This window comes from Streptomyces cellostaticus (genome assembly GCF_023630175.1).
Lineage (GTDB): Bacteria > Actinomycetota > Actinomycetes > Streptomycetales > Streptomycetaceae > Streptomyces > Streptomyces cellostaticus_A.
On the sequence record NZ_JALLIN010000022.1, the window covers coordinates 109,403 to 118,697 of the forward strand.

At 73.9% G+C, this 9,295-nt stretch carries 11 protein-coding genes; 8 read left to right on the plus strand and 3 right to left on the minus strand.

The features are described from left to right. Window positions 1-8: 8 nt before the first annotated feature. Window positions 9-233 (minus strand): hypothetical protein, encoded by a 225-nt coding sequence (locus MXD57_RS16180; protein WP_250402143.1) that lies wholly within the window; start codon window positions 231-233, stop codon window positions 9-11. A gap of 219 nt (window positions 234-452) precedes the next feature. Between MXD57_RS16180 and MXD57_RS16185 the strand changes: the two genes are divergently transcribed. From MXD57_RS16185 to MXD57_RS16220, 8 genes are all read left to right on the plus strand, one after another. Beyond that, window positions 453-905, plus strand: a complete 453-nt coding sequence (locus MXD57_RS16185) for a hypothetical protein (RefSeq protein ID WP_250402144.1) — start codon at window positions 453-455, stop codon at window positions 903-905. A gap of 247 nt (window positions 906-1,152) precedes the next feature. Further along, entirely contained in the window at window positions 1,153-1,332 is a 180-nt protein-coding gene (locus MXD57_RS16190) for a DUF2945 domain-containing protein (RefSeq protein ID WP_250402145.1), read from the plus strand. 142 nt (window positions 1,333-1,474) lie between these two features. Further along, window positions 1,475-2,329: an oxygenase MpaB family protein gene (locus tag MXD57_RS16195; RefSeq protein ID WP_250402146.1), complete on the plus strand. Its 855-nt coding sequence runs from the start codon at window positions 1,475-1,477 to the stop codon at window positions 2,327-2,329. Window positions 2,330-2,436: 107 nt separating this feature from the next. Further along, entirely contained in the window at window positions 2,437-4,119 is a 1,683-nt protein-coding gene (locus tag MXD57_RS16200; protein ID WP_250402147.1) for a PP2C family protein-serine/threonine phosphatase, read from the plus strand. Further along, entirely contained in the window at window positions 4,116-5,210 is a 1,095-nt protein-coding gene (locus MXD57_RS16205; RefSeq protein ID WP_250402148.1) for a cobalamin B12-binding domain-containing protein, read from the plus strand. The genes MXD57_RS16200 and MXD57_RS16205 overlap by 4 nt, the downstream gene beginning before the upstream one ends. After that, window positions 5,207-5,599 (plus strand): STAS domain-containing protein, encoded by a 393-nt coding sequence (locus MXD57_RS16210; RefSeq protein ID WP_250402149.1) that lies wholly within the window; start codon window positions 5,207-5,209, stop codon window positions 5,597-5,599. Before MXD57_RS16205 ends, MXD57_RS16210 begins: the two co-directional genes overlap by 4 nt. 44 nt (window positions 5,600-5,643) lie before the next feature. After that, the gene (locus MXD57_RS16215) at window positions 5,644-6,003 is read left to right on the plus strand and encodes an STAS domain-containing protein (RefSeq protein ID WP_250402150.1); all 360 of its coding nucleotides are present in this window, start codon (window positions 5,644-5,646) and stop codon (window positions 6,001-6,003) included. A gap of 60 nt (window positions 6,004-6,063) precedes the next feature. Next, entirely contained in the window at window positions 6,064-6,549 is a 486-nt protein-coding gene (locus MXD57_RS16220; protein WP_250402151.1) for an ATP-binding protein, read from the plus strand. A gap of 82 nt (window positions 6,550-6,631) precedes the next feature. Here the strand turns inward: MXD57_RS16220 and MXD57_RS16225 are convergent, their stop codons facing one another. Both MXD57_RS16225 and MXD57_RS16230 read right to left on the minus strand, forming a co-directional pair. Beyond that, a complete protein-coding gene (locus MXD57_RS16225; RefSeq protein WP_250402152.1) occupies window positions 6,632-7,474 on the minus strand; it encodes a DUF1206 domain-containing protein in 843 nt (280 codons plus the stop codon). A gap of 89 nt (window positions 7,475-7,563) precedes the next feature. Continuing rightward, entirely contained in the window at window positions 7,564-8,784 is a 1,221-nt protein-coding gene (locus MXD57_RS16230; protein WP_250402153.1) for a phospholipase D-like domain-containing protein, read from the minus strand. Window positions 8,785-9,295: the final 511 nt, after the last annotated feature.

Genomic DNA, 9,295 nt, shown 5'->3' on the forward strand with positions numbered 1-9,295 from the left:
GGCCGCGCTCAGGCCCGGGTCTCGGCCTCCCACCGGTCCGGACCCATGCCGCGCCAGTCGATCAGCGGCGAGTCCGCCACGTCCTCCGGCTCGATCTCCAGGCCCGCCCGGCGCAGGAACTCGACCAGGTCGCGCACGCTGTGCGCGAGGCCGAGGATCTCTCCGCCGACCCGCACCCGGCGTCCGCCGGTCGGGGACGGCAACTGCACGATCACGGGGCGCTTGCCGGGCATGGCTCCAGCATCGGCCGATTCCGCCGCCCCCGCACTCGGGACGCAGACACGACATGTGTCGGGCACGGCCCCGCGGGGCACTCGGCGAGCGGCACCGGACGGACGGATCCACCGGGAGGCGGTGGGGCGGCCCGGCGCCGCCCGCACTCGCGCCGAGCCGAGGACACGGGGGAAGCAGTGACTGATCGTCGTCGACGGGCACCCGCTCCGGGGAGCGGCGTGAGCGAGCACCGGGACGGCCCCGACCGCCGGCACCGGCGTCCGGCGGGTGTCGACGACAAGACGGTCGAGGCGCTCGGATCGCTGTCGAAGGCCCTGGAGACGACGGAGCGGGCCCGCGGCAGCCTCTACGACTTCCACCAGCTCACCGGGGGAGCCGACCTCGAACTGGAACGCGCGGTGACCCTGTTGCGGGAGGCCGGGCACCGGGAGTGGGCCGACAGGATCGAGACGGAGATGCTGGGGCGCAACGTCATCCCCGGCCGCTGGACGTTCCAGATCGTCGAGGCCTACGAGCAGACCTACTACCGGCCGTTCCGGGACCTCGAGCGCGGCGCCGTCGACGAACTCGCCGACGGGCGGGACCACCTGTACGAGGCGGAGATGAAGGAGGCCCGCCGTACGGTCGGGCACCCGGACCACACGGCCCGCCCCCAGGAGGAGGAGACCTGACCGCCCACGAGGTCGCGGGCGCGTGGTCCGCTGCCCGCGCCGCCGCCGGACGGCGCCGTACGCACCGGCACGGGGCCACGGCCCGTCCAGCCGCTGCGGGCCGTCCCGCCCCCGGGTGGCCCGCGGCCGTCCCACCGCGAACCGCCCCGTCCGCGAGCGTGCCACGCAGGGACGCGACGAAAGGACCGATGACCACGGCGGCGACAAGCGGGACGGTTCCCGGAAGGACCTCGCCAAGGGGGACGAGGTGACCTGGAAGAGCCGCGGAAGCACCACCGAGGGCGAGGCCGAGCGGAAGCTCACCAGCCGCACCGAGGCCGCCGGACGCACGGTGGACGCCTCCCGCGACGACCCGCGGTACGAGGTCCGCAGCGCCAGGTCCGGCAAGCGGGCGGTGCACAAGCCGTCCGCCCTGCGCGGGAGGTGACCGCGGCCCGCGCCCCGCGGGGCGCCCGGCGCCCTGCCCTGGGTGACGACCTGCCGTATGTGTGGCCGCGCTCCCACCGGGAACGAGACGGAAGTGTCCGCCGGCGAGTGACGCGGGCGGCCGACGGGAGACGGGAGAAGCCGTGCTGCCGGACCTGCGCGCGCAACTGGGCGCGACCCTCTTCCGCCGGGTGGCGGGCCCCGACGGGCGGGAGATCCGCGCCCGGATCCACGGCACCCCCGGTCCCCGCTGGTTCGGGCCCGACCGGCCCATCCGGACCGTCCACGGCGACGCCTCGATGTTCATCGGCGGGATGAGCGCCCTGCTGCTGCAGTCCCTGCACCCCCTGGCCATGGCGGCCGTGGACGCGCACTCCGGCTACCGCGGCGACCCCTGGGGGCGGCTGCAGCGCACCAGCGCCTTCCTGGCCGTCACCACCTACGGCACGGCGGCGGACGCGCAGGCGGCCGTCGACCGGGTCCGGGGCATCCACGACGCCGTGCGCGGGCGCACCCGGCGGGGCGAGCCCTATCACGCAGCCGACCCCCACCTGCTCGGCTGGGTGCACACCGCCGAGACGGAGTGCTTCCTGCGCGCCCACGAACGCTACGGCGCCCACCGTCTCGACCCGGCCGGCTACGACGGCTACGCCGCCGACACCGCCCTGGTCGCCGGGGCCCTCGGGGTGACCGAGCCACCGCGCGACCGCCACGCGCTGACCCGCCGGCTGGAGAGCTACCGGCCCGAACTGGAGGCCACCCCCGAAGCCCGCGCCGCGGCCCGCTTCCTGCTCCTCGAACCCCCCGTGCCGCTCGCGGCGCGCCCCCTGTACAGCGCCCTGGCGGCGAACGCCGTGAACCTCCTGCCGGACTGGGCCCGCGCCCTGCTGCGGCTGCCACGGATCCCGCTCGTCGAGGACCTCACGGTGCGCCCGGCCGGCCACCTGCTCACCCGCACCATCCGCTGGGCCATGGCACCGCCCCCGACGCCGTCCTGACCCTGTGCGAATGCTTGGGGGCGGCTTGCTTCCCAGCGGTGGATGCGGGACGGTTGCCGAAGGACAACATCCCCTGACGCAGGAAGGTGGTGGGGCGCGCGGTGTGCGTGCCCCCGCTTGTGTGCGCTTCCCCGAGTTCCTTTGCCGACCCGCGGGACGCCGGCGTCAACGTCGGCGCGACCTGGGGCGACGCCCCCTACCCGGTCCTCGTCATCGACCGGGACGGCGCTCTCGTGGGCCTGAACGCCGCCGCCCGCCGGCTCCTGCCGCGGGGGAACGGCGAGGGCACGCGTCGGCACCTCGTGCCGTCCTGGCTGTCCGCCGCCCACCGGCGCCTCACGGAGAGAGCGGCCGGCACCGTCACCGCCCCCCTGACCGGAGAGATCGACGAACGCCGCTACGAGGCACACGCCACCCCGTCGGAGGACGGGGCCGTGGTGTGGTGGCTCATCGACGACACCGACCGGCGCGTGGCCGAGGCCGCGCTTTACAGCTCGCAGGAGCGGGTGGCCGTCCTGTCGGCCGTGTCCAGCCGCCTGCTGTCCACCCTCAACGTGCCGCGCTGCGCGGAGGCGACCGTGAGCATGGCCGCCGAGCACCTGGCCGAGGCCGCCGTGCTCGTACTGCCCCCGCAGGGCCGACGGCACACCCTGACCCACGCCCGGCGCGGCCACCCCGTCCAGCGCGTCGTGCGGCGGATCGACCCGCGCACCGTGCAGGGCCTGGCGGAGGCCCTGCAGGGGTTTCCACCGGTGCCGGCCCGGTGGATCGACCCCGACGGCCTGCCGGACTGGGTGATCCCGGAGGGCTTCACCGGGCCCGTCGGATCGGTGATCGTCACCCCGCTGCCCGGGCACGGCGTCCCCGCCGGCGCCCTCATCCTGCTCCGTTCCGGCACCGAGCGGGCCTTCACCGAGGGCGAGGAGGTCTTCGCCCGGCTGTTCGCCGCCCGGGCCGGAGCCGCCCTGTCCGCGGCCCGCCTGTACACCGAGCAGACGGCCATCACGGCCACGCTGATGCGTGAACTCCTGCCACCCGCGCTGCACACGGTGGACGGGGTCGAGTACGCCGGGCAGTACCGCCCCGCCGGGGACGAGGAGCGGGTGGGCGGTGACTTCTACGACTTCCACCCCGGCAGCGAGAGCGCGCAGGAGACCCTCGTCGTGCTCGGTGACGTAGCGGGGAAGGGTCTGGACGCGGCCGTCCTGACCGGCAAGATCCGCAACACCCTGCACGCCCTGCTGCCCCTGGCCGGAAACCACGACGAGGTGCTGAGACTGCTCAACGGCGCCCTGCTGACCACGCAGCACACCCGGTTCGCCACCCTGGTGCTGGCCTCCGTGCGCCGCCAGGACGACCGGGTGCACGTACGGCTGACCAGTGCCGGGCACCTGCCGCCGCTGATCGTCCGGCGCGACGGCAGCGTGGAGGAGGTGCCGACCCGGGGCACCCTGGTCGGCGCGCTGCCGGAGATCAGCTCGGTCGGGGCCGAGGCGGTGCTCGGCCCCGGAGAGACCTGCCTGCTGTACACGGACGGCATCACCGAGGCACGCGGCGGGCCGCTCGGGGACGAGATGTTCGGCGAGCGGAGGCTGCGCCGGACCCTGGCCGAGTGCGCCGGGCTGCCGGCCGAGGCGGTCGTGGAGCGGGTGCAGATGCTCGCCGCCCAGTGGATCGGCGCCGGCCGTCACGACGACATGGCGACCGTCGCCGTCAGTGCCCCGGCGAAGGTCCCGCCGGGCAGCGCGGACCGCGAGGGCGCGGGCGAGCACGGCGGGAGGCGGAAGTGACCCTCCCCATACAGGTGAGCCGGCTCCGGGAACGGCTCTGGCGGGCCGTCGTGGACGGCGACGAGTACAGCGCGGTCCGCATCGCGCACGGCGCGCTGGCCGAGGGGATCGAAGAGGAGACCCTGCTGCTGGACGTCATCGCCCGGGTCCAGGAGAAGGTCGGCACCGAATGGGCCGCCGACCGCATCAGCGTGGCCCAGGAGCACGCCGCCACCGCCATCAACGAGCGGGTGGTCGCCGCCCTGGCCCACCGCCCGGACGGCGGCCCGTACCGGCAGGGACACCGCGGCCGTGTGACGGTCGGCTGCGTGGACGGGGAGTGGCACGCCTTCCCCGCCCGGCTGGTGGCGGAGATCCTGCGCCTGCGGGGGTGGCAGGTCGACTACCTCGGCGCGCAGACACCCACCCCCCACCTCGTCGCCCACCTGCACCGCACCAACCCGCGGGCGGTGCTGCTGTCCGGGTCCATCCCCACCCACCTGCCCACCGCGCACGCGGCCATCACGGCCTGCCAGGCCGTCGGTGTGCCGGTGCTGGCCGGCGGCCGCGCGTTCGGCCCGCTGGGCCGCTACGCGTTCGCGCTCGGAGCGGACCGGTGGGCGGCCGACGCCCGGGGCGCGGCGGCGGCACTGGAGGCCGAGCTGCCGCACCCGGACCCGGCCGCCGTCCGGCACATCGTGGACGACCTGCCGCACCTGGCCGACCAGGAGTACACGATGGTGGTCCAGTCGCGCGGCACGCTCGTCAAACAGACGCTGCGGGACCTGGAGGACCGTTTCCCCGCGCTGCGTGAGTACAGCGACGAGCAGCGGGAGCGGACCGCCGAGGACATCGCGCACATCGTCGACTTCCTGGCCACGGCGCTCTACGTCGACGACGCCGAGGTGTTCACCGGCTTCCTCCTGTGGACCGCCGAGATCCTCGAGGCGCGAAGCGTCCCCGCGGTCTCCCTGGTCAGCGGCCTGGACGCACTGTCCGACCGGCTGCGCGACTTCCCGCGTACCCTGAACCTGCTCCGTGAGGGCACCACCGCCCTGCTCGAGCGTGCCCACTCGCCCGCGCACGGACCCGGACCCGACCTGCACGTATGACCCAGCACCCTGCCACCGAATTCAGCCTCACCACGGTCAGCGCGCCGTCCACCCTGATCGTGCGCGTCGCCGGGGAACTCGACTACGACACCAGCGACGAACTGGTGGACACCGTCGCCGCCGGCCTGGCCCGCGCGCCGGCGCCCCGTCATGTGCGCCTGGACTTCGCCGCACTCACCTGGATCGACTCCATGGGGTTGTCCGCGCTGCTGATGGTCCACCGGCACACCCGGGCGGCCGGCGCCGCGCTGTACCTGGACAACCGGCCCGACGTCCTGGAGCGCATGCTGGGCCACACCAACGTGCTCGACCATCTGACGGCACCCGTCACGCAGGACGCCCCCGGCCCGCCGAAAGAGGGCGACGTCACCGGGGCGGTGGTCTCGTGACACCGGCCTCGCCTTCCCCCGACCGCGGATGGCAGGATGACCGCATGCGGTGGGGATCCGATACAACAGTGCAGGTCGCGCGGCACGCGCGCGTCCTGGAGATCAGGGTGCGCGGGGAGATCGACTTCGACGAGTGCGACCTGCTGCGCGCCGCCTGGGCCGAGGCCGACGAGTCCGATCTGCCCACCACCGTGGTGGATCTCTCCGGTGTCACCTTCGGCGACAGCCAGTTGCTCAGTGCCCTCCTCGACGCCGAGCGGCGCCACCGCGCGGGGGGCCGCGAGTTCGTCATCCTGGGCCCGCTGCAGGAGGGTCTGGTCCGGCTGCTGACCATCAGCGGCACGCTCGGGCACTTCACGATCACCGACTCCCGCGACAGCGCGCTGCGCAGCGACACGTCCTGACGCGCACGGTGCGACACCTGGAAAGACGGGACGGATGCCGGGAACACCTAGGGGGACCAGATGTCCGTGACGCATGAGAGCGAGAGCGGTACCGGGCCGAACCCGACGGCGGTCGCGCGGGACGGCCTGACCAGCGCCGGGCCGCCCGAGCAGGCGGACGCGCTCCGCTTCGGCGCGACCTGGGCCGAAGGCTCCCTGCGCATCGCCGACGCGCGCGGCGCCGTCCGCACCCTCCTCGCCCGCGCCGGGCACCCTCCCGGTCTGCGGGTCAACCAGGACGCACAACTGGTGGTCAGCGAACTGATCACCAATGCGCTGCGGCACGCTCCCGGCCCCTGCGGCATGCTGCTCGACGTCGCTCCCGGCCGGAACGAACTGCACGTCACCGTCTCGGACACCTCCCGGCGACTCCCCGTCGTGCGCGCCGTGGACGCCGAGCGCATGGGCGGCCGCGGCCTGCACCTGGTGCTGAGCATCTGCGGCCGCCTGCGGGTCGTCCGGCACGCCCAGGGCAAACGGGTCACGGCCGTGGTGCCGCTGCCCTGAACCCCTCAGGGCGGCGGCACCCAGGGCCCGGCGTCCGGATCGTGCCGGGCCCGTCGGACGGGTCCCGTGCCGGGGGGCCGGTTCAGACCTCGCGCCAGCGGGCGTTGCACCAGGAGAAGACCCCGAAGGCGGCCAGGCCGAGCGCGACGAGGGCGAGGAGCCACGGACCGGCCGGCAGGTCGCGGAACGAACGCAGCGTGTCGTCCATGCCCTTGGCCTTGCCCGGCTGGTGCTGCACCGCCGCGACCAGCGCGAAGACCCCCGCGACGGCGAAGACGAGGCCCCGGGCGGTGCCCCCGGTGACCCCGAAGAAGTCGGTGAACCGCTCGGCCTTCCGGGACATCTCCGCGGTCCGCAGGTGCTTGCGGAACTTCTTCATCACGGCCCGGCCGGCGATCCACAGTCCGGCGACCACCACGGCGGCCCCGGCGACACCGACGATCCACTGTCCGCCCGGCCACTTCAGCACGGTGGCGGTGACGTCGTCGGTGTTCCGGTCCGAGGAGCCGCTCCCGCTGCCCTTGTCACCGGTCGCGTACGACAGCACCGAGAACGACACGAAGGCGTAGAACACCGCCCGGGCGGCGGCCATGGCCCGCTTGGACGCCTTGCTCCCGTCCGTGCCCGCCCCGCCGAACACGGCCTCCGACAAGCGCCACAGCGACATGCCGGCGAGGGCGATTCCGACGATCCACAGCATCGCCGAACCGAAGGGCTTGGAAGCGAGTTCGCCGAGCGCACCCCCGCGGTCGGCCTGCTTGCCGCCGTCGCCGCCGAACGCTATCTGCAGGGCTATCACGCCCACCAGTACGTAGATCAGTCCTCGGGCGGCGAATCCCGAGCGGGCCGCCGCGGCCATCGCCGTGCTGTCGGCCGCGCGGCGGGCGCGGCCCCGGCCACGCAGGGCCCATGACTGCGCATTCATAATGCGCCGGTGCCCCGGGACTCCGGTTCGACACCTGTCCGGCGCGGGTGTACCTGTCCCACCGTGTCCGGCAGGAGAGGAGGAACCCCTCACAGGAACCGGCGGATCGGGGCGACCGAGAGCTCACGGGCCCGCTGGAGCACCGGCCGGCGCCGCCAGCGCGCGGGGTCGACGGGCTCGCTGCACTTCAGATCCGCGTCGAAGTCGAGGTCCAGCCCGGCGGTGAACTCCTCGTCGAGCACGGCGAGCATGACCTCCTCGTCGTGCTCCATGGAGCGCCGGTTGAAGTTCGTGGAGCCGATCAGCGAGGCGACCGAGTCGACCGTGATGATCTTGGTGTGCAGCATGGTCGGCTGGTACTCGCGGATCTCCACGCCCTCGTCCAGCAGCCGCTGGTAGTGGTGCTGCCCGGCCAGTCGGCAGGCCCGCTGGTCCGTGTGCGGCCCGGGCAGCAGGATCTGCACCTGCACGCCGCGCCGGGCGGTGGCGGCCAGCAGGTCCACGAAGTAGTCGTCGGGCGCGAAGTACGCCGTGGAGAGGCGGAACCGCTCCTGCGCCGATGTCAGGACCACCCGTATGAGCGTCTGCATGTCCTGCCAGCCGAAGCTGGCCGAACCCCGGACCACCTGCACGACCGCGCTGCCCGGCTGCTCGTGCTCGACGAAGCGGTCCCGCTCGTCGTAGAGCGTCTCGTGGCACTCGGCCCAGTTCTGCGCGAACGCGGCGGCTATGCCGTCCACGGCCGGTCCGCGCACCTCCACATGGGTGTCCCGCCACTCACCGGGACCGCGGGCGTCGCCGCACCACTCCTCCGCGATGCCGACGCCGCCGGTGAAGGCGAGGTTCTCGTCGATGACGAGGGCCTTGCGGTGGCAGCGGTGGTTCTGCTTCAGGGGCGACAGCCGGAGGGGCTTGCGGAACCAGGCGACCTGGACCCCGGCCTCGTCCATGGCGTCCAGCAGGTTGGGTTCGATCTCCTTCGCCCCGAACCCGTCCAGGAGCAGACGGACCCGCAGCCCGGCCCTGGCCCGCTCGGCCAGCGCGTCGGCGAGCTCGCGCGCGATCTCGCCGCGCCAGTACACGAAGGTCATCATGTCGATGGTGTGCCGTGCCGAGCGGATCGCCTCGAGCATGGCGGGGAAGATCGCGTCGCCGTTGCGCAGCCGGGTGAGCCGGTTGCCCTCCGTCGCGGCGATCCCGAGCAGCCGCTCCAGTCGTCTTCGCAGCCGCTGCTTGCGAGCCTCCGTGTCCTCGGCCGCCGTGACCCCCGTGTCAGGGTGCCCGTCCTCCTGCGCCGACCGCTGCAACATCCCTTGCCTCCCCTGTCATGGCCGGCCCCCTCGTCATGGCTCCGGGGGCGGGCACCGGATCCGCCGGGCGTTCGTATACCCGCAGGGCGCGTCGCATGCCTTCGGCGACGGTTCCCGTCCGGTCACCGGACGGGAGTCACCGGACACAGGCGTGCGCCTGGCCCACCCCGCCGTGCCGCCGGCGCGCGGCCGTATCGCGCGTACCCGACCCGCCCTCCGGGCGAAAAGTGCCGTTACCTCCCGCATCCGGAGAGCCCCGGCGACCCGTCTTGCCGATCTCTCACCTGTGAATCGCCCCAGGATCTGTGCTGTTCGGGCCGCGGGTTTGTTAGATTTCGCAGCCGAAGAACCCAGGTGGAGCCCGCCCGCGCACCCGAACCGGTCCGGCCTGCCGGGCCCGACCGTTCAGGGGAGTGGAAGATGGGCGACCCGTGGGACGGCCCGGGCGGGCAGGCCATACACAGCCGCACCGCCCGGGTGCCCGCACAGCGCACCGACGAGTCCGGGGCGC